This is a genomic window from Streptomyces sp. NPDC020801 (genome assembly GCF_044334385.1).
In the GTDB taxonomy this organism is placed as follows: Bacteria; Actinomycetota; Actinomycetes; order Streptomycetales; family Streptomycetaceae; genus Streptomyces.
Genome location: NZ_JBIRST010000014.1, coordinates 42,905 through 66,473, shown reverse-complemented (window position 1 = coordinate 66,473; position 23,569 = coordinate 42,905). Strand labels below are relative to the sequence as shown.

The window sequence follows — 23,569 nt, the reverse complement described above, 5'->3', positions numbered from 1 at the left end:
CAGCTCACTCCCCCACCGACGAGCCGGAAGAAACCGGGACGGCCTTCGCGAACCCGCCGTCCACCATCAAGTTCGCCACCGTCTCCAACTCCGGCGGAGAACCCGCCAGCCGGGACAGGAACGCGTCGAAGTCCGCACCGCACGGCAGCAGCAGCCGCTCCACGCGCTCCGCCTGCGACCAGGACGGATCGGCGTCACGTACGTCGTCGTACGCGCAGAACCACACCGAACCGGGCCGGCCGCCCCTCACCTTCACCGCGAGCAGGCCGCCCTGGACGAAACCGACGCCCAGATAGTCCTTGGTCAGATGGTCGCGCAGACACTTGTTGACGTACACGAGATCGTTGACCGCCGCCTCCTCACGCACCGTGAAGAACGGCTGGTCGATCAGGAGCCCCAACTCCGCGTCCAGCGCGGTCCCGACCGGCGCGCAACCACCGGCCGCCTTCAGGAACGACCGGTACGCGCCGGGAAGCCGGTACCCCAGGTCCTCCTCGACGCCCTGCACCTGCTGCTCCGACACCGCGACACCCGACTTCGGCAGGCCGAAGTGCGCCGGCCGCGTCTCCTGCAACGGCCGCGTGCCCCGCTTGCCCTGGTCGACGTTCGCGGTCGCGATCCCGCCGTGATGGCGCAGCAGCGCCTTCACCTCCACCGGGACCAGCTCCAGGCGCCGGGCGCCCGCCACGTGGTGCCAGGTCCAGCCGTGCGGCGTCGCCACGCTCGGCACCGTGTCCCACAACTCGTGCCCGGAGGCCGCCAGCGCCGCGTTCGCCGAGACGTAGTCCGTCAGCCGCAACTCGTCGACACCGAAACCCTCCGGGGGTTCCGCGATCTCCGCGGCCGCCCGCGCGTAGGGCGAGAAGTCGGGGTGACCGTGCTCGTCCATCCGTACCCCTCTCGGGTGACGGGCGGCCCGGACCGGATCCGGGAAGTGCACGACCTGTCCGGCATAGGCCGCGTTCGGCGGCGCGGCCTGTCCTCCGGCCTGGCGGCCGGGTGGTACCCCGAGCCCGAGCCGACCTGTCGTCATGGCGGTTGCCCCCTGCGGCACTCTGTACGGCCCACGGGGAGCCGGCATTCCGCTCCGGCTCACCAAGGCCCGTATCGACTACTTCTCTCCAACGCGTCGGCCGCGCGCATCGCGGCGTGCCGACAGCCTATGCGGTACACCGACACCGGTCACCGGGCCACCGCCCACCGGCCCCGCCCCGCCGTGACCAGCCGCCAACCCCGCCGTGACCAGCCGTCACCCCACCGTGACGCACTGCCCCGACCCGGGCGTGTCGCACCGCCCCAGCTTCCGTACCAGCCACGGCATTTGGCACTCTGTGTCCTTCGGGGGGACGCCCGGGAGGGGACGACGATCATGAACGTGACGCAGACGGGACCGCACACCAGCGCCTCCGGCGACCCGCGAATCGGCTGGAGCGACATCGAAACGGCCCATGCGCCCGCCCTCCGCCACCGCCGTGACGGCATACTCCCCACCGTCGCCGCCGCCCTCTCCGTCCGCGGCGCCACCCTCACCGGCACCGCCGCCCGCGGCGAGGAACCCCCGGCGCTGCACCCCCTCGTGCAGGACTTCCTCGACACCCTCACCAGCGCCCAGCGCGACCGCTTCACCGGCCGCTGCGCCGAGACCATCCTCATCTCCCGGCACATCGCCGCCGCCGACACCGCCCGCAGCAAACGCGCCGCGCGCAAACCCATGACCAACGGCGAGGCCCGCAAAGCGCTCAAGCAGGCCAAGCTCACCGCCCGCCGCATCCGCGAGGACGGCGACCCCCTGCACGGCGGCTTCGCCGCCCCCTGCCGTGCCTGCACCGCGCTCAGCGCCCACTTCGGCGTCCGCATCGTCGACCCGGCGGCCGGCGGCAGCTGACGGCCGCACACCCCCACCCCCCGCACCACCACCGAACGGCACGCACGAACGATCGAAGGGCAGATGCACCCCGACCGCACCTTCTCCCCCAAGCCCTCGGCTCCGCTCGAGCAGGGGGGACCCCCGTCCCGCTTCGCCGTACCGGTCGACGCCGCACTGCGCGCCGCCGGCTGGCAACCCGGGCGGTGGAACATAAAGCAGGCCGAAGTATGGGCCGACACCCTCCGCGACCACGCCTCCCCCGCCGGACACCGCCACGCCGTCTTCCCCGCCGCCGTCGAGGCCTGGGCCGAATTCGGCGGCCTGCGCGTCTCGCCCACCGTCCCCGGCCGGCAGATCGCCCCCGCCGCGCTCCACCTCGACCCGCTGCACGGCCTCCACATGGCCCGCACCCTCGGCGACCTCGGCCGCGCCCTCGACACCGAGGTCTGCCCCGTCGGCACCGAGACCGGCACCGAATCCCTGCTCGCCATCGACACCGACGGCCGCGTCTACGCCCTCGACCACACCGGCGACTGGTACCTCGGCCCCGACATCGACCGGGCCCTGTCCGCCCTCATCACCGGCATAGAACCGGTACGCCTCACAGCAGGCTGAACACGCGCCCCGGGCCACCGCCGGCCCCAGCCCGGACACACCTGACCACACCGGACCACACCGGACCACACCAGGGCCACACCAGGGCCAAACCGGATCACACCAGGCCCAAACCCGGCCCGGCCCCTACGACGCCGGAATCACCGCCGACACCCGGAAACCCCCCGCATCCGTCGGCCCCGACACGAACACACCGCCCAGCGCGGCGACCCGCTCCCTCATCCCGAGCAAGCCGTTTCCGCCGGACGGCAGCCGCGCCGCCGACGCCGACGCGGGCTCCGGCGGCGGCTCGTTCTCCACCTGCATCGCGATCTCCGACGCCCGGTGCGCCAGCCGCACATGGGTCTTCGCACCCGCCGCGTGCTTGTGGACGTTCGTCAGCGCCTCCTGCACCACGCGATACGCGGTCTGCTCGACCGCCGCCGCATACGACCGGACCTCCCCCTCCACCGACAGGTTCACGACCATCCCGGCGGCCGCCGACTGCCCGATCAGCTCCTCCAGCTCGGACAGATACGGCCCCTCCGCCGAGGAGAACCCCTCAACGCCGGCCACCCGGGACGCGGCAGCGGCCGCCGCCGCACCCACCGCGGCCAACGGCACCGAAGAAGCCCGCTCAGCAGCCCGCTCAGCAGCCCGCTCCCGGCGCTGCAGCTCCTGCCCCTCACCACTGCGCAGCACCCCGAGCATCTCCCGCAGCTCGGTCAGCGCCTGCCGGCCCATGTCCCCGACCAGAGCGGCGTTCCTGACGGCCTTCTCCGGGTCCTTGCGGGCCACGGCCTGAAGCGCGGCGGCATGCACCACCATCAGGCTCACCCGATGCGCGACGACGTCATGCATCTCCCGCGCGATCCGCGTCCGCTCCTCGCTGCGCGCCCACTCGGCCCGCTCCTCGGCCCGCTCGGCCAGCAGCTGCAACTCCCGCTCCAGGCTGTCCGCCCGCTCCCGCAGCGACTCCATGAGCCGCCGCCGCGCCCCGACATACAGGCCGAGGAGAATCGGAGGAGCGGTGAGCCCGAGCGACGTGGTGACGGCGGCGAAGGGCACGAACCAGTCCCCGAGGGTCAGATCCCCCCGCGCCATGTCCTGCCGCACCCGCACGAACGTCACGATCATCGTCCCGAACAACGACATTCCGGCCAGCGCCACGATGATCCGCCGCGGCAACTCGCACGCGGCGAGCGTGTACAGCCCGACGATGCCCATCAGGAAGCCCATCTGGGCCGGCGTGACGGCGATGGCGACGAGCACGACGGCAATCGGCCACCGCCGCCGGATCAACAGCACCGACCCGGCCAGCAGGCCGAAAACCACCCCCACCGCCACCGGAATCCCGGCGTCCCGCGCGAACGGCACCCCCTCCGCCCCGCACTCCACCGCGGACACCAGCGCAAGGCTCCCGTCCAGCACCGCACTGCGCCACCGCACCCACCACCACGGCCCGGTCACGGCCGCCGAGTGGTCTTCCCCCGTCCTGGTCATGCCTCCAGCCTACGGGCGCCCCCTCCGGCTTTTCCGGCGAGTTTCCGCTACCGCCCTACACCACCCTCCGTAATCGAATAACAGCAAAACCCGCCGATATCCCTCGAACGCGCCGGGAAGCAGGCGGCGTCGGAGCGCCGCCTTGTACCGTCGCATCGAGGCGCCCCCGTACGGCATAGTGGTGTCCGTGCGCGAAGCCGATCAACGAAATCGGACATAGCCCACAAACCATCCCGGATCGTCTAAGGGCAGGACAAACGGTTTTGGTCCGTTGAATGAGGGTTCGAATCCTTCTCCGGGAGCCACCGCACGGCACACCTGTGTTCGGGCCCCGCCCTCATGGGTCGGGGCCCGCTCTCGTCTCCCCCTCGAACCGCCCCGGTATCCTGCGGATGTCCACCCCACCCAAAAGCCGAAGGGCATCCTGTGAGCGCCATTCGCCCGGCAGCCGTCGTCGTTCTCGCAGCGGGTGAGGGCACCCGTATGAAGTCGGCCACACCGAAGGTCCTGCACGAGATCTGTGGCCGTTCCCTGGTCGGTCATGTGCTGGCGGCAGCACGCGAGTTGAAGCCGGAGAACCTGGTCGTCGTGGTCGGGCACGCGCGGGAGAAGGTGACCGGGCATCTCGCCGAGGTCGACTCCCAGGTGCGTACCGCCGTGCAGGAGAAGCAGAAGGGCACCGGGCACGCGGTGCGCATGGGGCTGGAGGAGCTCGGCGGGTCCGTGGACGGGACCGTGGTCGTGGTGTGCGGGGACACTCCCCTCCTCACCGGTGAGACGCTGCAGCGGCTGGCCACCACGCACCGCGAGGACGGCAACGCGGTGACCGTGCTGACCGCCGAGGTGCCGGACGCGACCGGGTACGGCCGGATCGTGCGCGACGGTGCGTCGGGGGCCGTGACGGCGATCGTGGAGCACAAGGACGCGACGGAGGCGGAGCGGGCGATCCGGGAGATCAACTCCGGGGTGTTCGCGTTCGACGGGCGGCTGCTCACCGATGCGCTGGGCAAGGTGCGGACCGACAACAGCCAGGGTGAGGAGTACCTGACCGATGTGCTGGGGATCCTGCGTGAGGCCGGTCACCGGGTCGGGGCGTGTGTGGCGGGTGATCACCGGGAGATCGCCGGGATCAACAACCGTGTGCAGCTGTCCGAGGCGCGGCGGATCCTCAACGACCGGCTGCTGACCGCCGCGATGCTCGGCGGGGTGACGGTGGTGGATCCGGCGACGACGTGGGTCGATGTGACGGTCACCTTCGAGCAGGACGTCGTCTTGCATCCGGGGACCCAGCTGCACGGGCGCACGCACCTCGGGGAGGGCTGCGAGGTCGGGCCCAACAGCCGGCTGACCGACACCCGGGTCGGGGCGGGTGCGCGGGTGGACAACACCGTCTCGATCGGTGCCGTGGTGGGTCCGGAGGCGTCGGTGGGGCCGTACGCGTACCTGCGGCCGGGGACGCGGCTTGGGACCAAGTCCAAGGTCGGTACGTATGTGGAGACGAAGAACGCCTCGATCGGCGAGGGGACGAAGGTGCCGCACCTGTCCTATGTCGGTGACGCGACGATCGGGGAGCACACCAACATCGGTGCGGCCAGTGTGTTCGTGAACTACGACGGGCAGGACAAGCACCACACGACGGTGGGGTCGCACTGCCGTACCGGTTCGGACAACATGTTTGTGGCTCCTGTCACGATCGGGGACGGTGCCTACACCGCCGCCGGGTCGGTGATCACGAGGGATGTGCCGCCCGGTTCGCTGGCCGTGGCCCGTGGCCAGCAGCGGAATATCGAGGGCTGGGTGGCTCGCAAGCGGCCGGGGAGCGCGGCGGCGAAGGCGGCCGAGGCGACGTCCCGGGAGCCGGGCGAGGGAGCGTGAGGGGGAACGGGTGCGCCGGACACGGCGTACCGTGATAAGTGCACACCGCACCCCCACCAGCTGAGACGGCCTCTCGCGCACGGTTGACACGGTTGACGAGGTCATCTCGACATCCAGCTGCGAACACCCTCTGAGGAGACACTGCTGTGACCGGGATCAAGACGACCGGCGAGAAGAAGATGATGTTCTTCTCCGGCCGCGCCCACCCCGAGCTTGCCGAGGAAATCGCCCACGAGCTGGGTGTCGGGGTCGTCCCGACGAAGGCCTTCGACTTCGCGAACGGCGAGATCTACGTGCGTTATCAGGAGTCGGCCCGCGGTGCGGACTGCTTCCTGATCCAGAGCCACACCGCTCCGATCAACAAGTGGATCATGGAGCAGCTGATCATGATCGACGCGCTGAAGCGTGCGTCGGCCCGCTCCATCACGGTCATCGTGCCGTTCTACGGTTACGCGCGGCAGGACAAGAAGCACCGGGGACGTGAACCGATCTCGGCGCGTCTGGTCGCCGATCTGATGAAGACGGCGGGTGCGGACCGGATTCTGGCCGTGGATCTGCACACCGACCAGATCCAGGGCTTCTTCGACGGGCCGGTGGACCACCTGTTCGCGCTGCCGCTGCTCGCGGACTACGTGGGCAGCAAGGTGGACCGTTCGAAGCTGACGGTGGTCTCTCCGGACGCCGGCCGGGTGCGGGTGGCGGACCGCTGGTGCGACCGGCTGGGCGCGCCGCTGGCGATCGTGCACAAGCGCCGGGACAAGGACGTTGCGAACCAGGTCACGGTGCACGAGGTCGTCGGTGATGTGGAGGGCCGGATCTGTGTGCTGGTGGACGACATGATCGACACCGGTGGCACGATCTGTGCCGCGGCGGACGCGCTGTTCGCGCACGGTGCGGAGGATGTCATCGTGACCGCGACGCACGGTGTGCTGTCCGGTCCGGCGGCCGACCGGCTGAAGAACTCGAAGGTGAGCGAGTTCGTGTTCACGAACACGCTGCCGACTCCGGGCGAGCTGGAGCTCGACAAGATCACGGTGCTGTCGATCGCGCCGACGATCGCGTCCGCGGTGCGCGAGGTGTTCGAGGACGGTTCGGTGACCAGCCTGTTCGACGAGCAGTGACGACCACCCTCGCTGGTCGTTGCCGACCGTCGTAGATCGTTTTGGGTTCGGCCTCCCTCGCCGAGTAGACTGCTGCAGTTGCTCGGCGAGGGAGGCCGTATCCGTTTGCGCGGGTCCGGCGGTCCGTAATCGACGCGCTCTTCGTAGCAGGCCGTTCGTGTGGCCGGGTGACCAGTTCCCTTACTACTGCGAGGAGTGAAGAGCATGTCCGAGGTGAAGATCACCGCCGCGACGCGTACCGAGTTCGGCAAGGGTGCCGCGCGCCGTATCCGCCGTGACAACAAGGTTCCGGGTGTCCTGTACGGGCACGGTTCGGACCCGCTGCACCTGACCCTGCCGGGCCACGACCTGCTGCTGGCGCTGCGTACGCCGAACGTCCTGATCTCCCTGGACATCGACGGCAAGTCCAACGAGCTGGCGATCCCGAAGTCCGTGCAGCGCGACCCGCTGAAGGGCTTCCTGGAGCACGTGGACCTGCTGCTGGTCAAGCGCGGCGAGAAGGTCACGGTCGAGATCCCGGTGCACGCCGAGGGCGAGCTGGCCCCGGGTGGCAACCTGCTGGAGCACGTGCTGAACGCGCTGCCGGTCGAGGCCGAGGCCACGCACATCCCGGAGGCCGTCACCGTCTCCGTCGAGGGTCTGTCGGCCGGTGCCTCCATCCACGCCAAGGACATCACCCTGCCGAACGGTGTCACGCTGGCCGTCGAGGAGGACGCGGTGGTCCTGCAGGTCCTCGCCGCCCAGGCGGAGGAGGTTGCCGAGGGCGAGGAGACCGAGGGCGAAGGGGTCGCGGAGGCCTGATCCCCGCGCCTTCCGCTCGTCGTTTCGCCGGCCGCTGTCTCCGTACTCGGGTACGGGGGCAGCGGCCGGTGCGTATCAAGGACACCAAGGAGACACTGCCGTGACCACCCCCGCGAACGCCCCCTGGCTGATCGTCGGCCTCGGCAATCCCGGACCGGAGTACGCCATGAACCGGCACAACGTCGGGTTCATGGTGGTGGATCTGCTGGCCGAGCGGATCGGCGGGCGCTTCAAGCGGGCGGGCAAGGCGCAGGCCCAGGTGGTGGAGGGGCGGATCGGTCCGCCGGGGCCGGCCAGCCGCCGGGTGGTCCTGGCGAAGCCGATGTCGTACATGAACCTCTCCGGTGGTCCGGTGAACGCGCTGCGGGACTTCTACAGGGTGCCGGTGGCGAACATCGTCGCGGTGCATGACGAGTTGGACATCGACTACGGCGTGCTGCGGCTGAAGCTGGGCGGCGGCGACAACGGGCACAACGGGCTGAAGTCGATGACGAAGGCGATGGGTTCGGACTATCACCGGGTGCGGTTCGGGATCGGGCGTCCGCCGGGCCGGATGCAGGTGGCGGACTACGTGCTGAAGGACTTCTCGCCGGCGGAGCGCAAGGAGCTGGACTACTTCGTGGACCGGGCGGCGGACTCGGTGGAGTGTCTGCTGGAGGAGGGTCTCGAGCGGGCGCAAAGCTCGTACAACTCCTGACTTGTCCGCCCGGCCGGGCTCCGCGGAGTTGACCGGCCGCGGGGGTATGGCCAATGATCCCGGCCATGCCTGCCGCCGCCACCGCCCGTCGCTCCCGCCAGGCCCGCCAGTCCCGCCGGTCCCGCCAGGCCTCGTCCGCCGGCCGGGCCTCGTCCGTCGCGCTCCGCTTCGGGCGGGTCGCGGCGATGGGTACGGTCGCCGCGCTGATCCTGATCGCCGGTGTGTGGGCGTCCTGGGAGACCGCGCCGTACGTGATGCTGACCAAGGGGCGTGAGCGCGGGACGATCGAGGTGGTGCGGTGCGGCGGCGCGACGTGCAGCGGGCCGTACACGCCGATCTCGCAGGGGTCGGCGTCGCGGGGCCGGGTGGTCATCGCGCACACGGTCGCGGTGAAGAAGGGGCGGACGTACACGGTCGTCGTGAAGCCGGGGACGGACGAGGTGGTGCGTTCGGGTCCGGCGGGGATCCTGTATGCCTGGGCTCCGCTGGGGGGCGCGCTGTTGCTGTCTTCCGTGGTGGTGGCGGGTGGTCTGCGGCGCACGCGTGCGGCCTGGGTGCTGGCGGGGTCCGGTGTGGCCCTGCTGACGGCTGCATTCGTCGTGCTCTGAACCGGTTCGGGGCGACTCCGTTTCTGTGGGATATCCGTTCGTTCCTTGTTCGTGATTGACCGGGCCAGGGCTGCGGCTGGAAGCTGAGCCGCCCCCTCCACATCTTCCTGTTCCCTTCTCGAAGATGGACCGCCCCATGCGTACCTCTCTCCGTGCCGGCGCGCTGGCCGCCGGTGTCTCGGCGGCGCTCCTGGTCGCCCCGGTGGCGCACGCCGCCCCTCACACCGCGCCGCCCGGCGACAACGGCACGGTGAAGATCCATGACGCCAAGACGGGTGCGGAGCTGCGCCGCAACGAACCGCACGTGTGCTCGTTCTATCTGGACGCCTTCGGCTTCGACGGCGTCCAGCAGGTGGCCTGGCACATCGAGGTGTGGGCTCCGACCACCGGCAAGAAGGGCGCCACCGCGAAGTCGGGCGCCATCACGCTGGACGCCGAGGGTCACGGCCGTACCCAGGACATGTCGCTGCCCGACGGGCACTACAAGCTGTTCTGGAACTTCGACGGTGAGAAGGGCGCCGCCAAGCACAAGGTGTTCTGGTCGGACTGCGCGGACGAGCAGGGCGGCGGTTCGACGTCGTCGCCGTCCGCCTCGCCGTCCGCCTCCGCCTCCGCCTCGCCGTCCGCCTCGCCGAGCGAGTCGGCCGGGTCGGGTCCGTCCGGCTCCCCGACGACCGGGCCGACGGCCACGGCATCCTCCGGGACCGGCTCGGCCCCCTCGCCCTCGCCCTCGTCCCCGGGCGGCTCGGGCGGTCTGGCCGAGACCGGCAACGGCGCCCCGGTCGGTCTGCTGTCGGGTGCGGCGGCGGCGCTGGTGGCCGCCGGCGGCTACCTGGTCCTCCGCCGCCGTACGACCCGACGGGGCTGACGCCCCGCGGGACATGTCAAAGGGGGGTGCCCCCGAGCCGTGGCGCGGCTCGGGGGCACCCCCCTTTTTTTTGCGATGTCCGGGCGGGCAGGCGGTCAGCCGGTGTTGCGCAGACCGGCCGCCACGCCGTTGACCGTGAGGAGCAGGGCCCGGGAGAGCAGCGGGTCGGCCTCCTCGCCCGCGGCCGCCGCGTCGCGCTGCCGCTTGAGCAGGGTGACCTGGAGGTAGGAGATCGGGTCCAGGTAGGCGTCGCGGATGGCGAAGGTCTGCTTCAGCACGGGCTGGGCGTCGAGCAGTTCGCTCTCTCCGGTGACGCGCAGCACCTCGCGCACGGTGAGTTCGTGCTCGGCCTGGATGACCTCGAAGATGTGCTTGAGGTTGTCCGGGACGAGCGTGTCCACGTAGTGCCGGGCGATGCGCAGGTCGGTCTTCGCGAGCGTCATCTCGACGTTGGAGATGAAGTTGCGGAAGAAGTGCCACTGCTCGTGCATCTCGTCGAGCACGGCGTCACCTTCCTGCCGCAGGCCCGCCTCGCGCAGCGCCTTCAGTCCGGAGCCCACGCCGAACCAGCCGGGCACGATCTGCCGGGACTGGGTCCAGCCGAACACCCACGGAATGGCGCGCAGGCCGTCCAGGCCCGCGCCGGAGTCGGGCCGGCGGGAGGGGCGGGAGCCGAGGTGGAGGTCGGCGAGCTGGTCCACGGGGGTGGAGGCGAAGAAGTACGCCGGCAGGTCGGGGTCCTCCACCAGGCGGCGGTAGGCCGCGTGGGCGGCGTCCGACACCACGTCCATCGCCGCGTCCCAGCGGGCCAGCGCCTCGTCGGACTGGCGGGGGGCGGTGTGCAGGGCGGAGGCCTGCAGGGTGGCCGCGACCGTCAGTTCCAGGTTCTCCCGGGCCAGCGACGGGACGAGGTACTTGTCGGAGATGACCTCGCCCTGCTCGGTGACCTTGATCTCGCCCTCCAGGGTGCCCCAGGGCTGGGCGAGGATGGCGTCGTGGGTGGGGCCGCCGCCGCGGCCGACGGTGCCGCCGCGGCCGTGGAAGAGGCGCAGCCGTACGCCGTAGCGGTGGGCGACGTCGCGCAGACGGCGCTGGGCGCGGTGGATCTCCCACTGGGAGGTGGTGATGCCGCCGAACTTGGAGGAGTCGGAGTAGCCGAGCATGACCTCCTGGACGTCGCCCCGGAGCGCGACCAGGCGCCGGTAGGACGGGTCGGAGAGCATGTCCTCCAGGATGGTGTCGGCGGCCTTGAGCTCGTCGGTGGTCTCCAGGAGCGGCACGATGCCGATCTTCGCCCAGCCGGCGTGCAGGTCGAGCAGTCCGGCCTCGCGGGCGAGGACGGCGGCGGCGAAGACGTCGTCGGCGCCCTGGCACATGGAGATGATGTAGGACTCGATGACCTCGGGCCCGAAGACCTTCAGGGCCCGCTTGACCGTCTCGAAGACGCCGAGGGTCTTGGCGCCGGCCGCGTCGACCGGGGCCGGCGTGGGGGCCAGCGGCCTGCGCGAGCGCAGCTCCTTGGCGAGCAGCCTGGCGCGGTACTCGCGCGGCATGTCCGCGTAGCGCCAGGACTCCTCGCCGAGCCGGTCGAAGAGCTGGCCGAGGGCGTGGTGGTGGACGTCGGCGTGCTCGCGGACGTCCATGGTGGCCAGCTGGAGGCCGAAGGCGGCCAGGGTGCGGATGGTGCGGTTCAGCCGGCCGTCGGCGAACAGCTCGCCGCGGTGCGCGCGCAGGGAGTCCTGGACGATGCGCAGGTCGGCGAGGAGCTCGGCGGTGCCGAGGTAGTCGTGGCCCGCCTCGTGCGGGGTGCCCTTGGCCAGGCGCCGCTTGGTGTTGACGAGCTTCTGCCGGATGCAGGTGGCCTTGAGCCGGTAGGGCTCCTCGGCGTTGAGCCGCTTGTAGCGGGGGCTGATCTCGGGCAGCTTCTCCAGGTCGGCCTGGAGGGAGGCGAGCAGTTCCTCGGTGGCGCCGGTGTAGCGGATCGAGTTGGACAGGAAGCCGCGCAGCTCGTCGATCATGTCGAGGGCGTCGTTGATGCCGTGCTCGTGCTGGAGGATCAGCACGTCCCAGGTGACCTCGGGGGTCACGTTGGGGTTGCCGTCGCGGTCGCCGCCGATCCAGGTGCCGAAGGTGACGGGGCGGGTGTCGTCGGGCAGCCTGACGCCGACGCGCTCCAGTTCGGCGGTGAGGTCCTCCAGGACGTCGCCGACGGCGCCCGCGTGGAGCTCGTCGAGGTAGTAGATGGCGTTGCGGGCCTCGTCGGCGGGCTCGGGGCGGACGACGCGGAGTTCGTCGGTCTGCCACACGAGGTCGATGTTCTCGGCCAGCCGGGTGTCGTGGCGGCGGCGGTCGGACTCGATGACCGGGGTCTCCAGGAGCGCGGCGATGCGCCGGAGCTTGTTGAGGACCGAGCGGCGGGCGGCCTCGGTGGGGTGCGCCGTGAACACCGGGCGGACGTTGAGGTGCTCGACGGTCTGGCGCAGGTGCTCGGGGTCGGCGTCCTTGAGCCGGTCGGCGGTGCGGGCGATGAGGCCGCCCTCGGCGGCGCGCTTGGCGCGCAGCTCGCGGCCGCGGTGCACCTGTTCGGTGACGTTGGCGAGGTGGAAGTAGGTCGAGAAGGCGCGGACCAGCTTGGCCGCGGTCTCCAGTTCGGTGCCGCGCAGCAGCTCGGCGGCGGCCTCGCCGTCCTCGCGAGTGAGACGGCGGACCTTCTCGACCAGGTCGAGGAGCTCGGGGCCCTCCTGTCTCACCAGGGTCTCTCCGAGGAGGTCGCCCAGTCGGCGGATGTCGGCGCGCAGCTCGCTGCTGGTCGTCGTCTGGTCGTCGGCACTGCTCACAGGTGCGGCTCCTTGCAGTGTTGAGCTCGTCTGGGAGGGAACCCGGACGGGTGCCGCGCGGCGGGTGCCGCATACGGGCCGGGCATCCGGGAAGGAATCTTCAGAGCGGACCGCGCTGTCCGACCGATACCGAGTCTAGTTGTCGGGCGGGACGCGCAGGCCACGGGCTCTTGCCGCGGGGCGACGCGCTGCCATACTTACGACGCCGTAGGTTACGGAACCGTAGGGAATCGGCCGGTTCCCGGTGCCTGCGGCACCTGTCTCAAACCTCAGACCCCACAGGGGACGCCCATGACCACAAGCTCCGATGTGATCGACGACGCCCCGAAGGCGAGCGACACCGCAGTGCCCTCGGCCACTCTGGGCGGCGAGCAGAAGCGTTCGATCGAGCAGATCACGCTGCTGCTCTTCATCACCGTTCCGTTCCTCGCGCTGCTGGCGGCGGTGCCGCTGGCGTGGGGCTGGGGGGTGAGCTGGCTCGACCTCGGCCTGCTGGTGTTCTTCTACTTCCTCGGCTGTCACGGCATCACGATCGGTTTCCACCGGCACTTCACCCACAGTTCGTTCAAGGCCAGGCGGCCCCTGAAGATCGCGCTGGCGATCGCGGGCTCGATGGCGGTCGAGGGCCCGCTGGTCCGGTGGGTCGCCGACCATCGCAGGCACCACAGGTTCTCCGACCACCAGGGCGATCCGCACTCCCCGTGGCGCTACGGCGAGACGGTTCCGGCGCTGATGAAGGGCCTGTGGTGGGCCCACGTCGGCTGGATGTTCGACGAGGAGCAGACCCCGCAGGACAAGTACGCGCCGGATCTGATCAAGGACCGGACGCTCCGGGCGATCTCCCGCCAGTTCGTGCTGTGGACGGCCGTCTCGCTGGGGCTGCCGGCGCTGATCGGCGGTCTGGTCACGATGTCGTGGTGGGGCGTGTTCACCGGGTTCTTCTGGGGTTCGCTGGTCCGGGTGGCCCTGCTGCACCACGTGACCTGGTCGATCAACTCGATCTGCCACGCGGTCGGCAAGCGCCCGTTCAAGTCGCGGGACCGCTCGGGCAACGTGTGGTGGCTGGCGATCCTGTCCTGCGGCGAGTCCTGGCACAACCTGCACCACGCCGACCCGACCTCCGCCCGGCACGGTGTGGAGCGCGGCCAGCTGGACTCCTCCGCCCGGATCATCCGCTGGTTCGAGCAGCTCGGCTGGGCGTACGACGTGCGCTGGCCGTCACGCTCGCGTATCGATTCCCGCCGGAACACCGGCGAAGGCGGCGCCCGGCGCCGGAAGGAGACCGCCGAGGCGGCATGATTGACGCCGTGGCGACCGACTCCAACAGCACCCAGAGCAATGACAAGCCGCGGCGTGCGCGCCGCACCCGTATGACCGGTGCCGAGCGCCGCCAGCAGCTGCTGGAGATCGGTCGCACCCTGTTCGCCGCGAAGGGCTTCGAGGGCACCTCGGTGGAGGAGATCGCGGCGAAGGCCGGGGTGTCCAAGCCGGTGGTGTACGAGCACTTCGGCGGCAAGGAGGGCCTGTACGCGGTGGTGGTGGACCGCGAGATGCGGCGGCTGCTGGACATGGTGACCAGCTCGCTGACGGCCGGCCACCCCCGCGAGCTGTGCGAGCAGGCGGCCTTCGCGCTCCTGGACTACATCGAGGAGTACACGGACGGCTTCCGCATCCTGGTCCGCGACTCCCCCATCCCCCAGTCCACGGGATCCTTCGCCTCCCTCATCTCCGACATCGCCACCCAGGTGGAGGACATCCTGGGCCGCGAGTTCAAGTCCCGCGGGTTCGACCCGAAGCTGGCCCCGCTCTACGCCCAGGCCCTGGTCGGCATGGTCGCCCTGACCGGCCAGTGGTGGCTGGACGTCCGCCGCCCGAAGAAGGCGGAGGTGGCGGCCCACCTGGTGAACCTGGCCTGGCACGGCCTGGACGGACTGGAGCCGAAGCCGCGGTTGATCGGGCACCGGAAGAGCTGAGATCACTCCAAGGAGTGAAAACCGGCGGCGCAAGGCCGAGGGCACGCTCGGGGAGGGCGTCCCCATGACGGAGGTACGCAGGCGGCTGGGGCTCGAAAAGCCGTGACCCACGAGATCATCTTCGAACCACATGCCTTCGACGCCCCGGCACGGTTCCCGAAGGAGGACCCGAACGGCCTCTCGGTGGTCCTGGACGCCATCGACGAGCCGGCCCGTGATCCGCGCCCAGCAGGGTCGGCGCCGTACGGTCCGGACATCCGCCGGCTCCGTGTCGGCGGGTACCGCGTTCTGCATGTCATCGGCAACGACGTCATCCACATCCTCGTCACCCGCCTCGGCCGGCCATCCTGACCGGCTCCAGGAACTCCAGCCGGTTGCCGACCGGATCCTCGGAGTAGAAGCGCCGGTGGCCCGGAAGGTGGGCGTCCCAGGTGACCTTCGCGCCACACGCCTCCAGCCGGGCGGCGTACGCCCCGATGTCCGTCACCCGCAGGCCCGGATGGGCCTTCCGGGCGGGGCGAAAGTGACATTCTCCGCCTCCGGCGGGGGCGTCCTCGATGCCCAGGTGGAGCTGGACGGCGCCCGCCCGGAACCAGCAGCCCCCGCGCTCGGCCAGGACCGGCGGCTTGGGGATCTCCGTCATACCGAGGACGCCGATGTAGTACGCCCGGAGGTCGTCCTCCGAGCCCGGCGGGGCCGCCAGCTGCACGTGGTCGACGGCGGTCAGCATCTCCTACACCCCCTTCGTGGCCACCGCGAAGACGCGGCGGAACGGGAACGCGGTGCCGTGCGGGCCGGCCGGGTAGGCCCGGCGGAGGGCCGCCCGGTACTCGGCCAGGAAGCCGTCGCGGGCCTCCGGGTCGTCGGCCAGCGCCGTGAGGACCGGTCGCAGGCCCGTGCCCTTCACCCAGTCCAGAACCGGGTCCTCGCCCTGCAGCAGATGGACGTACGTCGTCTCCCAGACGTCCGCCGCGCAGCCGAGGGCCGTCAGCCGCTCCAGATACGCCTCGGGGGTCAGGACCGCGTCGTCGTGGCGCAGAACGTCCGCGAGGCGGTGCTTCCAGCGGGCGGAGCCCGCGAGGTCGCGCATCAGCCGGTGGCTGGGGGCCGAGAAGTTGCCGGGGACCTGGAAGGCGAAGGTGCCGCCCGGCCTCAGGGCCGTGACCCAGTCGGCGAACCTCTCCACGTGCCCCGGCACCCACTGCAGCGTGGCGTTGCTGACGATCAGGTCCTGCGGCCCGGCGGGCGTCCAGGTGCGGGCGTCGGCGTGGGCGAAGTCCAGACGGCCGCCGCCCGGGGTGCCGCCCTCGTGGTCCACCGCCGCCTTGTCGAGCATCTCGGTGGAGTTGTCGTAGCCGGTGATGTGCGCGGTGGGCCAGCGGCCGGCGAGGAGGACGGTGACGTTGCCGGGGCCGCAGCCGAGGTCTGCGATGCGGGGCGGCGCACCGGGCAGCTCTGGGACACGCGCGAGGAGGTCGGTGAAGGGGCGGGCGCGGTGGCCGGCGTGGCGCAGGTACTGGGCCGGGTCCCAGGCGGGGGTGGGGGCGGGCATGGTGGCCTCCTCGCACACTCGTGGACGTAAAGACGTCGCGGACGTCGTACACCTCTGTGATCGCCACTCTCCCCGGGAGGATATCTCGATGTCAAGAGAGTCGACATCAAGAGACTTCACGTCGACACAACCACTACACTGATCGTCATGGAGGACGAGGTCGATCGGCTGGTCGCGTCGTGGCGCCGGGAGCGCCCGGACCTCGACGTGGAACCGCTCGAGGTGCTGAGCCGGGTGAGCAGGCTGGCCCGGCACCTGGACCGCGCACGCCGGCTGGCCTTCTCCGAGCACAGCCTGGAGCCCTGGGAGTTCGACGTCCTGACCGCGCTCAGGCGCGCCGGATCGCCCTATCAGCTCTCGCCCGGACAGTTGCTGACCCAGACCCTGGTCACCTCGGGCACGATGACCAACCGCATCGACCGGCTGGCGAAGAAGGGCCTGGTGGAGCGCCTCCCCGATCCCAGTGACCGGCGTGGTGTGCTGGTCCGGCTGACGGAGGAGGGCCGGGACCGCGCGGACCAGTCCCTGGCGGGGCTGCTCGACCAGGAGCGGGCGATCCTCGCGGAGCTGTCGTCCGCCCAGCGCGCCGAACTGGCCGGACTGCTACGCCAGTTGACCGCCCCGTTCGACAACATCCCCGGCTAGGTCCACCGGTCCGACTCCGGCCCGCCTGGCCAGGGCCACGGCGGCCAGGGTGGAGTGCACGCCCAGCTTGCCCAGGACGTTCTGCATGTGCGTGCGGACGGTGTGCGGGGAGAGGTAGAGGCGTTCGGCGACGGCCTTGCGGCCGAGTCCCGCGACCATGCAGCGCAGCACCTCGCGCTCGCGCGGGGTCAGCGACTCCACCAGCCGCTCGCTCTCGGTGCGGTGCTTGCGGGCGGCGGTCAGTTCGCGCAGTACGCCGGTGAGCAGGGCGGGCGGGAGATGGGTCTCGTCGCGCAGCACGCCCCGGATGACGGTGAGCAGCCGGGACAGCGAGCAGTCCTTGGCCACCCAGCCCGAGGCGCCGGCCTGCAGGGCGAGCGCGGCCCGCCGCGGGTCGTCCTTCTCGGCGAGTACGACGGTCCGCACCCCCGGCTGGGCACCGCGCACCCCGACGACCAGGGAGATGCCGTCGACCAGACCGTCCGCGTTGCCCTCCTGCACCGGCACGGCGGCCCGGCCGCCCATGACGTTGCCACCGAGGTCCGCGTCGACGAGCAGCACGTCGAAGCGGCGGCCCTCCGCGGCCGCCCGCTCCAGACAGCGCAGCGCCGCCGGGCCGGAGCCGGCCGCGGAGACGTCGACGTCGGGCTCGGCGGCCAGGGCCGCGGCGAGCGACTCGGCGAAGATGCGGTGGTCGTCGACGACCAGGACTCGGATGCGAACCACTGAAAACCCCCTTCCCCAGGCTCCTCGCGGAGCAGGGGATTCCCCATTGTCCGGAGACACCGGCCGGCACGGGCACGACGCCCGGGGCGGCCCGACCGCACGGCCGCCGCCATGCGGAACTGCTACCCCCACTTCGGGCGTCGTACCCGGTTGTCTCGCCCCCTGAACGGCACCGGCCCCCACCGGCACCGTTCCTCAGAGTACGGACGGGGGCCCGGAGGGGAAGGCAATTCGCAGAACTGGCCGTCGAGCGCGTTTAGGGTGTGCCGCATGTTTCGTATTGAGGCAGAAGTCGACAAAGAGCGGCGCGATCTGCTCCGCTCCCGCCTCCGCGACACGAACACGGCGGCCTCCCCGGTGCTCGCCGCGCTGCGCGGAACCCCCGCCGAGCGCGAACTCCCCCTGCACGTCTGGGCCCTGGACGACGCCGGCGCCCTCGCGGGCGGGCTGGTGGGGCACACCTGGACGACCTGGCTGCACGTGGCGTACCTCTGGGTCGACGAACGGCACCGCGGCGCCGGCCTCGGCTCCCGGCTCCTGGCCCGGGCGGAGCGGCTGGCCCGCGAGGAACGCCGCTGCCGTGGCGCCCGCCTGGAGACCTGGGACTTCCAAGCACCGGAGTTCTACCGCTCGCACGGCTACAAGGTGGTGTGCGCGATCCCCGACTACCCGCCGGGGATCACCGAGTACACCCTGATCAAACCCCTTCGCTGAGCCGCCGCGCCCCCGCCGACGGCACCGCCTCGAACACGCGCGGGGCCGTGAAGCCGGCCGCTGCGAAGGCCTCCTCGACCGCCTTGGTGATCGCCGGCACGTCGGCCTCCTCGGCCAGGACGATCGCCGAGCCGCCGAAACCGCCGCCGGTCATCCGGGCGCCGAGCGCGCCGGAGGCGTTCGCGGTGTCGACGACCAGGTCCAGCTCCGGGCAGGAGATGCGGAAGTCGTCCCGCAGCGAGACATGGCCCTCCGTCAGGACGGGGCCGATGGCGCGCGGGTCGCCCCTGCCGAGCAGCGACACCACCCGTTCCACCCGCTCGTCCTCGGTGACCACGTGCCGGACGAGGCGGCGGACCTCCTCCTCCTCGTCACCCAGCCGCGCCAGCGCCGCGTCCAGTTCCCCGTACCGCACGTCCCGCAGGGCGTCCACGCCGAGCAGGGCCGCGCCCTTCTCGCAGCCGGCCCGGCGCTTGCCGTACTCGCCGTCGCTGTGGGCGTGCTTGACGCGGGTGTCGACGACCAGCAGGCGCAGGCCCTCGGCCGCCAGGTCGAAGGGGATCTGGCGCTGGGACAGGTCACGGGTGTCGAGGAAGAGGGCGTGGCCGGCCACGCAGCAGGCCGAGGCCGTCTGGTCCATGATGCCGGTGGGTGCGCCGACGTAGACGTTCTCGGCGCGCCGGCACAGACGGGCCAGCTGCCAGCCCCTCAGACCCAGTTCGAACAGGTCGTTCAGAGCGAGGGCGACGACCACCTCGAGGGCGGCCGAGGACGACAGGCCGGCGCCCGGGGGGACCGTCGAGGACAGGTGCACGTCCGCGCCGGTCACCGCGTGGCCGGCCTCGCGCAGCGCCCACACCACACCCGCCGGGTAGGCGGTCCAGCCCTTGTCGGACTCGGGGGTCAGTTCGTCGGCACGCAGTTCGACGGGCTCGCCCGGCACGTCCGCCGAGTGCAGCCGCAGGACGCCGTCCGTGCGGCGGGCGACCGCGGCGACCGTGACGTGCGGCAGCGCGAACGGCATCACGAAGCCGTCGTTGTAGTCGGTGTGCTCGCCGATGAGGTTGACGCGGCCCGGCGCCGCCCAGACTCCCTCCGGTTCGGCACCGTACAGCTCGGCGAAGCCGTCCCTGACCTGCTGTGCCCCCACTAGTGCTCCCTTGCGATGTGCTGCGCGAACTCCCAGGCGTCCGCGACGATACCCGCGAGGCCCGCGCGGGACGGGTTCCAGCCGAGCCGCTCGCGGGCGGTGTCGGCGGAGGCGACCAGTACCGCCGGGTCGCCGCCGCGGCGCGGGGCGACGACCTCCGGTACGGGGTGGCCGGTGACCTGCCGGACGGTCTCGACGACCTCACGCACGGAGAAGCCGTTGCCGTTGCCGAGGTTGCAGATCAGGTGCTCGCCGGCCCGGGCGGCCTCGAGGGCCAGCAGGTGGGCCTCGGCCAGGTCGGCCACGTGGATGTAGTCGCGCACGCAGGTGCCGTCCGGGGTCGGGTAGTCGTCTCCGTAGACGGAGATCGCGTCCCGGCGGCCCTGGGCGACCTGGAGGACGAGGGGGATCAGGTGCGACTCGGGGTCGTGGCGCTCGCCGCAGGTGCCGTAGGCGCCGGCCACGTTGAAGTAGCGCAGCGAGACCGCGGCGAGGCCGTGGGCCGACGCCTCGCCGGTGATCATGTGGTCGACGGCGAGCTTGGAGGCGCCGTAGGGGTTGGTGGGCCTGGTCGGGGCGGTCTCCGGGATCGGCACCTGCTCGGGCTCGCCGTACGTCGCCGCCGTGGAGGAGAAGACCAGCGTGCGCACGCCCGCCTCGCGCATGGCGGTGAGCAGCGCCATGGTGCCGCCGACGTTGTTGTCCCAGTACTTCTCCGGCTTGACCACCGACTCGCCGACCTGCGAGAAGGCGGCGAAGTGCAGCACCGCGTCGTAGGTGGGGGTCCCCCCGGCGGAGCCGGCGGGAGCGTCCAGCCACTTGGCGGCGTCGCGGATGTCGCCCTCGATGAAGGAGGCGCCCGCCGGCACGCCCTCGCGGAAGCCGGTGGAGAGGTTGTCGAGGACGGTGACCTCGTGGCCGGCCTCCAGCAGGTGCTGGGCGACCACGCTGCCGACGTAACCCGCCCCGCCCGTCACCAGGTACTTCCCGCTCATGAACTCGCTACCTCTCGCAGTCGCTCGGCCGCGCGCTCCGGCGGCACGTCGTTGATGAACACGTTCATGCCGGACTCGGAACCCGCGAGAAACTTCAGCTTGCCGGAAGTACGGCGGATGGTGAAAAGCTCGAGGTGGAGCGCGAAGTCGTCCCGGGTCACACCGTCGAACCCCGTCGGCCGGCCGAACGGGGCCTGGTGCCAGGCGGCGATGTAGGGCGTGGGGGACTCACCCGTACAGCTCCTCCCTCCGTCCCGCACACCGGTCTCCCCTCCGTCTCCTCCGTCCCCTCCGCCGAAGATCCGGTCGAAGCGCCTCAACAGTTCCAGATACACCTTGGGGAACTCTGTGCGCGCCGCCTCGTCGAGCGCGAGCAGGTCGGGGACACGGCGCTTGGGGTACAGGTGGACCTCGTAGGGCCAGTGCGCCGCGTACGGCACGAAGGCCGCCCAGTGGTCACCCTCCAGGACGATGCGCTCGCCGGCCAGTTCACGCTCCAGGACGGCGTCGAACAGGTTCTCTCCACCGGTCGCGTCCCTGTGGGCCGCCAGAGAGCGCAGCATCAGCGCGGTGCGGGGGGTGGTGAAGGGGTAGGCGTAGATCTGACCGTGCGGATGACCCAGCGTGACGCCGATCTCCGCCCCACGGTTCTCGAAACAGAACACCTGCTCGACGGAGGGCAGATGCGACAGCTCCGACGTCCGGTCCGTCCACGCGTCCAGGACGAGCCGCGCCTGCACCTCGCTCAGGTCGGCGAAGGAGGCGTCGTGGTCGGAGGTGAAGCAGACGACCTCGCAGCGGCCCGAGTCGCCGGCCAGCGACGGGAAGCGGTTCTCGAAGACCACCACGTCGTACGACGAGTCCGGGATCTCGCTCAGCCGCCCGTCCCGGGACGGGCACAGGGGGCACTCGTCGGCCGGCGGATGGTAGGTGCGGCCCTGTCGGTGCGAGGCGACGGCGACCGAGTCGCCGAGCAGCACGTCCCGGCGGATCCCGGAGGTGGTGACGGTCCGCTCCAGCGGGCGCCGGTCGACCGCGTCGCGCACGGTGTCGTCGCGCAGGTCGTAGTAGATGAGCTCACGACCGTCGGCCAGCCGGGTCGAGGTCTTCTTCACTGTCGGACTCCCTACTGGTCCTACCGGCCCCACGGTCCGCACGCACGCCCGGGCCCGCACTCAATCACCAAACACCCAACACAATCAAACATAACACATCACAACTCACCATCGACCGTCCGCATCACAATCAAACAAAGGCGACCAACATAAGTGTTCAATTGCTGAACGCGGAGGCGTAGGTTCCCCGCTGGATCAGTTCGCGCAACGAAGCGAGTTCTCATGCAAACCCCCACATATGCCCCCGCGGAGCTGGCGGCGGGGCTACGGCTCCCCACGAACGGGCTCGACTACACGATCCTCGGCATCTACTTCGTCGTGGTCCTGGGCATCGGCTTCGCGGCCCGCCGCTCGGTGAAGACCAGCCTCGACTTCTTCCTGTCCGGGCGCTCCCTGCCCGCCTGGATCACCGGTCTGGCGTTCATCTCCGCCAACCTGGCCGCCACCGAGATCCTCGGCATGGCCGCCAACAGCGCCCAGTACGGCGCCTACACCGTGCACTGGTACTGGATCGGCGCCATCCCGGCCATGGTCTTCCTCGGCCTGGTGATGATGCCCTTCTACTACGGCTCCAAGGTCCGGTCCGTCCCCGAGTTCCTGCTGATGCGCTTCGACCGGGGAGCCCATGTGCTCAGTTCGATCCTGTTCGCCTTCGCGGCCATCCTGATCGCCGGGGTGAACCTCTACGCCCTCGCGATCGTCGTCGAGGCGCTGCTGGGCTGGCCGCAGTGGGTCGCGATCGTGGTCGCGGGCTTCTTCGTGCTGGCCTACATCACCCTGGGCGGTCTGTCGTCCGCGATCTACAACGAGGTGCTGCAGTTCTTCGTGATCCTCGCGGCCCTCATCCCGCTGGTGGCGCTGAGCCTGAAGCGGGTGGGCGGCTGGGGCGGCCTGACCGACAAGCTCACCCGCGCCCACGGCGCGGACTTCACCACCGCCTGGGGCGGCACCGGCATCGGCCACGCCAACCCGCTGGGCGCCAACTGGCTGACCATCGTGCTCGGCCTCGGCTTCGTGCTCTCCTTCGGCTACTGGACGACCAACTTCGCCGAGGTGCAGCGCGCGCTGTCCGCGAGGAACCTCTCCGCCGCCCAGCGCACCCCGCTGATCGCGGCCTACCCCAAGATCTTCATCGTCTTCCTGGTGATGATCCCGGGCCTGGTCGCCGCCGCGCTGGTGCCCAACCTCGGCAGCTCCGCCTCGGGCCTGCAGTACAACGACGCCATCCCCTACCTGATGCAGGAGCTGCTGCCCAACGGCGTGCTCGGCATCGCGGTGACCGGTCTGCTCGCCGCGTTCATGGCGGGCATGGCGGCCAACGTGTCGTCCTTCAACACCGTGTTCACCAACGACATCTGGGCCAAGTACGTGATCAGGCACCGCGAGGACGGCTACTACGTCCGCTTCGGCCGGCTCATCACGGCGGTCGGCGTGCTCGCCTCGATCGGCACGGCGTTCCTCGCGTCGTCGTTCTCCAACATCATGGCCTACCTGCAGACGCTGTTCTCCTTCTTCAACGTGCCGATGTTCGTGGTCTTCATCGTCGGCATGTTCTGGAAGCGGGCGTCCATGAAGTCCGGCTTCTGGGGCCTGCTCGCCGGCACCACGGCGGCGATGGTGAACTACTTCGTCATCTACAAGCAGGGCATCATCCGCATCCCCACCGACCAGGGCGCCAACTTCGTCTCCGCGATCGCGGGCTTCGCCGCCGGTGCGGTGGTCATGGTCGCGGTGTCGCTGTTCACCCGGCCCAAGCCCGACGACGAGCTCCAGGGCCTGGTCTACGGCACCCGCTCGCCCGGCATGGCCGAGCCGCCCGCCCCCGGCGACGAGGCCTGGTACCGCAGGCCCGCGCTGCTGGGCTGGGGCGCCGTCGTCATCGCCGCCCTGTGCTACATCCCGTTCTCGTTCTGATCGCGGGAGGATTG

23 protein-coding genes and 1 tRNA gene are annotated in these 23,569 nt (G+C 70.9%); 15 read left to right on the top strand and 9 right to left on the bottom strand.

The genetic code is table 11. From position 1 onward, the window contains the following. Positions 1-4: 4 nt before the first annotated feature. Positions 5-1,033 carry an SMI1/KNR4 family protein gene (locus ACH4UM_RS26705; RefSeq protein WP_398184218.1) on the bottom strand — a complete coding sequence of 343 codons (1,029 nt, stop codon included), beginning with the start codon at positions 1,031-1,033 and terminating at the stop codon, positions 5-7. 336 nt (positions 1,034-1,369) lie between these two features. Between ACH4UM_RS26705 and ACH4UM_RS26700 the strand changes: the two genes are divergently transcribed. Continuing rightward, on the top strand, positions 1,370-1,885 hold the full coding sequence (locus ACH4UM_RS26700) for a YwqJ-related putative deaminase (protein WP_398184215.1): 516 nt from the start codon (positions 1,370-1,372) through the stop codon (positions 1,883-1,885). Between the two features lie 63 nt (positions 1,886-1,948). After that, on the top strand, positions 1,949-2,482 hold the full coding sequence (locus ACH4UM_RS26695; protein ID WP_398184212.1) for an SUKH-3 domain-containing protein: 534 nt from the start codon (positions 1,949-1,951) through the stop codon (positions 2,480-2,482). Between the two features lie 126 nt (positions 2,483-2,608). On the opposite strand, the gene ACH4UM_RS26690 is transcribed toward ACH4UM_RS26695, so the two are convergent. After that, positions 2,609-3,964 (bottom strand): sensor histidine kinase, encoded by a 1,356-nt coding sequence (locus ACH4UM_RS26690; RefSeq protein ID WP_398184209.1) that lies wholly within the window; start codon positions 3,962-3,964, stop codon positions 2,609-2,611. A 231-nt stretch (positions 3,965-4,195) separates the two neighbouring features. Between ACH4UM_RS26690 and ACH4UM_RS26685 the strand changes: the two genes are divergently transcribed. The 7 genes from ACH4UM_RS26685 to ACH4UM_RS26655 all read left to right on the top strand — a co-directional run bounded on the left by ACH4UM_RS26685 (position 4,196) and on the right by ACH4UM_RS26655 (position 9,934). Then, positions 4,196-4,269: transfer RNA gene (locus ACH4UM_RS26685), tRNA-Gln, on the top strand. A gap of 121 nt (positions 4,270-4,390) precedes the next feature. Continuing rightward, the gene (gene glmU, locus ACH4UM_RS26680; RefSeq protein ID WP_398184206.1) at positions 4,391-5,839 is read left to right on the top strand and encodes a bifunctional UDP-N-acetylglucosamine diphosphorylase/glucosamine-1-phosphate N-acetyltransferase GlmU; all 1,449 of its coding nucleotides are present in this window, start codon (positions 4,391-4,393) and stop codon (positions 5,837-5,839) included. Between the two features lie 146 nt (positions 5,840-5,985). After that, on the top strand, positions 5,986-6,960 hold the full coding sequence (locus tag ACH4UM_RS26675) for a ribose-phosphate diphosphokinase (RefSeq protein ID WP_398184204.1): 975 nt from the start codon (positions 5,986-5,988) through the stop codon (positions 6,958-6,960). 204 nt (positions 6,961-7,164) lie between these two features. Beyond that, on the top strand, positions 7,165-7,761 hold the full coding sequence (locus ACH4UM_RS26670) for a 50S ribosomal protein L25/general stress protein Ctc (RefSeq protein ID WP_398184201.1): 597 nt from the start codon (positions 7,165-7,167) through the stop codon (positions 7,759-7,761). A gap of 100 nt (positions 7,762-7,861) precedes the next feature. Next, the gene (gene pth / locus ACH4UM_RS26665) at positions 7,862-8,458 is read left to right on the top strand and encodes an aminoacyl-tRNA hydrolase (protein ID WP_398184199.1); all 597 of its coding nucleotides are present in this window, start codon (positions 7,862-7,864) and stop codon (positions 8,456-8,458) included. 53 nt (positions 8,459-8,511) lie between these two features. Continuing rightward, positions 8,512-9,066: a hypothetical protein gene (locus ACH4UM_RS26660; RefSeq protein ID WP_398184196.1), complete on the top strand. Its 555-nt coding sequence runs from the start codon at positions 8,512-8,514 to the stop codon at positions 9,064-9,066. A 136-nt stretch (positions 9,067-9,202) separates the two neighbouring features. Then, entirely contained in the window at positions 9,203-9,934 is a 732-nt protein-coding gene (locus ACH4UM_RS26655) for an LPXTG cell wall anchor domain-containing protein (protein ID WP_398184193.1), read from the top strand. Between the two features lie 95 nt (positions 9,935-10,029). On the opposite strand, the gene ppc is transcribed toward ACH4UM_RS26655, so the two are convergent. Continuing rightward, the gene (ppc, locus tag ACH4UM_RS26650) at positions 10,030-12,771 is read right to left on the bottom strand and encodes a phosphoenolpyruvate carboxylase (RefSeq protein WP_398184190.1); all 2,742 of its coding nucleotides are present in this window, start codon (positions 12,769-12,771) and stop codon (positions 10,030-10,032) included. 291 nt (positions 12,772-13,062) lie between these two features. On the opposite strand from ppc, the gene ACH4UM_RS26645 reads away from it, so the two are divergent. The 3 genes from ACH4UM_RS26645 to ACH4UM_RS26635 all read left to right on the top strand — a co-directional run bounded on the left by ACH4UM_RS26645 (position 13,063) and on the right by ACH4UM_RS26635 (position 15,095). Further along, the gene (locus ACH4UM_RS26645; protein WP_398184187.1) at positions 13,063-14,070 is read left to right on the top strand and encodes an acyl-CoA desaturase; all 1,008 of its coding nucleotides are present in this window, start codon (positions 13,063-13,065) and stop codon (positions 14,068-14,070) included. After that, on the top strand, positions 14,067-14,744 hold the full coding sequence (locus ACH4UM_RS26640) for a TetR family transcriptional regulator (protein WP_398184185.1): 678 nt from the start codon (positions 14,067-14,069) through the stop codon (positions 14,742-14,744). Before ACH4UM_RS26645 ends, ACH4UM_RS26640 begins: the two co-directional genes overlap by 4 nt. A 102-nt stretch (positions 14,745-14,846) precedes the next feature. After that, entirely contained in the window at positions 14,847-15,095 is a 249-nt protein-coding gene (locus ACH4UM_RS26635) for a type II toxin-antitoxin system RelE/ParE family toxin (protein WP_398184182.1), read from the top strand. Here the strand turns inward: ACH4UM_RS26635 and ACH4UM_RS26630 are convergent. Next, positions 15,070-15,474 (bottom strand): VOC family protein, encoded by a 405-nt coding sequence (locus tag ACH4UM_RS26630; protein ID WP_398184179.1) that lies wholly within the window; start codon positions 15,472-15,474, stop codon positions 15,070-15,072. The two genes, ACH4UM_RS26635 and ACH4UM_RS26630, sit on opposite strands and share 26 nt — an antisense overlap. A gap of 3 nt (positions 15,475-15,477) precedes the next feature. Continuing rightward, positions 15,478-16,296: a trans-aconitate 2-methyltransferase gene (locus ACH4UM_RS26625; RefSeq protein WP_398184176.1), complete on the bottom strand. Its 819-nt coding sequence runs from the start codon at positions 16,294-16,296 to the stop codon at positions 15,478-15,480. Between the two features lie 147 nt (positions 16,297-16,443). On the opposite strand from ACH4UM_RS26625, the gene tamR reads away from it, so the two are divergent. Further along, complete coding sequence (gene tamR / locus ACH4UM_RS26620; protein WP_398184173.1) at positions 16,444-16,941, top strand: MarR family transcriptional regulator TamR; 498 nt, start codon at positions 16,444-16,446, stop codon at positions 16,939-16,941. Here the strand turns inward: tamR and ACH4UM_RS26615 are convergent. After that, entirely contained in the window at positions 16,900-17,667 is a 768-nt protein-coding gene (locus tag ACH4UM_RS26615; protein ID WP_398184172.1) for a LuxR C-terminal-related transcriptional regulator, read from the bottom strand. The two genes, tamR and ACH4UM_RS26615, sit on opposite strands and share 42 nt — an antisense overlap. 270 nt (positions 17,668-17,937) lie before the next feature. On the opposite strand from ACH4UM_RS26615, the gene ACH4UM_RS26610 reads away from it, so the two are divergent. Next, positions 17,938-18,381: a GNAT family N-acetyltransferase gene (locus ACH4UM_RS26610; protein ID WP_398184170.1), complete on the top strand. Its 444-nt coding sequence runs from the start codon at positions 17,938-17,940 to the stop codon at positions 18,379-18,381. Here the strand turns inward: ACH4UM_RS26610 and galK are convergent. From galK to ACH4UM_RS26595, 3 genes are read right to left on the bottom strand one after another with little or no spacing between them, the layout of a single operon-like run. After that, positions 18,365-19,531 carry a galactokinase gene (gene galK / locus ACH4UM_RS26605; RefSeq protein WP_398184168.1) on the bottom strand — a complete coding sequence of 389 codons (1,167 nt, stop codon included), beginning with the start codon at positions 19,529-19,531 and terminating at the stop codon, positions 18,365-18,367. The genes ACH4UM_RS26610 and galK overlap by 17 nt on opposite strands. Further along, positions 19,531-20,526, bottom strand: a complete 996-nt coding sequence (gene galE, locus ACH4UM_RS26600) for a UDP-glucose 4-epimerase GalE (protein ID WP_398184166.1) — start codon at positions 20,524-20,526, stop codon at positions 19,531-19,533. The genes galK and galE overlap by 1 nt, the downstream gene beginning before the upstream one ends. Further along, a complete protein-coding gene (locus tag ACH4UM_RS26595) occupies positions 20,523-21,641 on the bottom strand; it encodes a galactose-1-phosphate uridylyltransferase (RefSeq protein ID WP_398184164.1) in 1,119 nt (372 codons plus the stop codon). Before ACH4UM_RS26595 ends, galE begins: the two co-directional genes overlap by 4 nt. Before the next feature lie 222 nt (positions 21,642-21,863). Here ACH4UM_RS26595 and ACH4UM_RS26590 point away from each other — a divergent pair, with 222 nt between their 5' ends. After that, positions 21,864-23,555, top strand: a complete 1,692-nt coding sequence (locus ACH4UM_RS26590) for a sodium:solute symporter family protein (RefSeq protein ID WP_398184162.1) — start codon at positions 21,864-21,866, stop codon at positions 23,553-23,555. Positions 23,556-23,569: the final 14 nt, after the last annotated feature.